1 pseudogene is annotated in these 1,065 nt (G+C 61.2%); it reads right to left on the bottom strand.

The window, feature by feature from the left end:
- Nucleotides 1–10: 10 nt before the first annotated feature.
- Nucleotides 11–1,065 (bottom strand): annotated as a pseudogene (locus MHZ35_RS17815) (IS3 family transposase); the annotation flags it as partial.

Here is a 1,065-nt window from a genome sequence, read left to right as displayed (position 1 = left end):
GGGGTTGATGTTAGGCGGCGAACTTGCGGTGCTGCAAGCGCCGATGTTCGATGGTCTGTCGCTTGATCCTTTCGCGCAGTTTGATGATTGCCGGAGCCCTGCCGAAGTAGGCGTCGGCAGGCGTCACATTGGCCAGGCTCTCGTGGTATCGCTGGTGATTGTAGTGCTCGACGAAGGCCTCGATGTGGGCTTCGAGGTCGCCGGGCAGGAAGTAGTTTTCCAGCAAGATGCGGTTTTTCAGGGTCTGGTGCCAGCGCTCGATCTTGCCCTGGGTTTGGGGATGACACGGGGCGCCGCGGACATGGCTCATCTTCCGGGCCTCGATGTATTCCGCCAGCTCACCCGCGATGTAGCTGGGGCCATTATCGCTGAGTAGCCGGGGTTTGTGCAGCACCGTGGCGCTGTCGCAACCAGAAGCCGCCAGGGCGAGGTCCAGCGTGTCGGTGACGTCCTCGGCTCGCATGTTGGTGCACAGCTTCCAGGCGATGATGTAGCGCGAGAAGTCGTCGAGCACGGTCGACAGATACATCCAGCCCCACCCGATGATCTTGAAGTAGGTGAAGTCGGTCTGCCACATCTCGTTCGGCCGCGTGGTTTTCGTGTGGAACTGATCGGCAGCCTTGATCACGACATAGGCCGGGCTGGTGATCAGGTCGTGGGCCTTCAACAGGCGGTAAACCGTGGATTCCGACACGAAGTAGCGCTGCCCATCGGTGAAGCGCACGGCCAGTTCCCGGGGGCTCAGCTCAGACTGTTCCAGCGCCAGCTCGATGATCTGGTCGTGGATGCCCGCCGGGATGCGGTTCCACACCCGGCTCGGCGCCGATGGCCGATCTTCCAACGCCTCCGGCCCGCCTTCGAGGTAGCGATCATACCAGCGGTAGAATGTCCGACGAGGGATGCCGAGTTGGTCCAGCGTGCGCTTGGCCGACAGGTGCGACTGCTCGACGGTTCTGATGATCTCGAGCTTCTCGGATGCGGGATATCTCATTCGTCGTTGCCCCCATCCGCGACCATGCTTTTTTTGAGCAGACGGTTTTCCAGTGTCAGATCGGCCACGCATTC

Origin of the sequence: Sphingomonas sp. ACRSK (assembly GCF_022346685.1) — a bacterium.
Classification (GTDB): domain Bacteria; phylum Pseudomonadota; class Alphaproteobacteria; order Sphingomonadales; family Sphingomonadaceae; genus Sphingomonas; species Sphingomonas molluscorum.
Note: the sequence above shows the minus strand (reverse complement) of the source record. Positions and strands in the feature narration are given on the sequence as shown.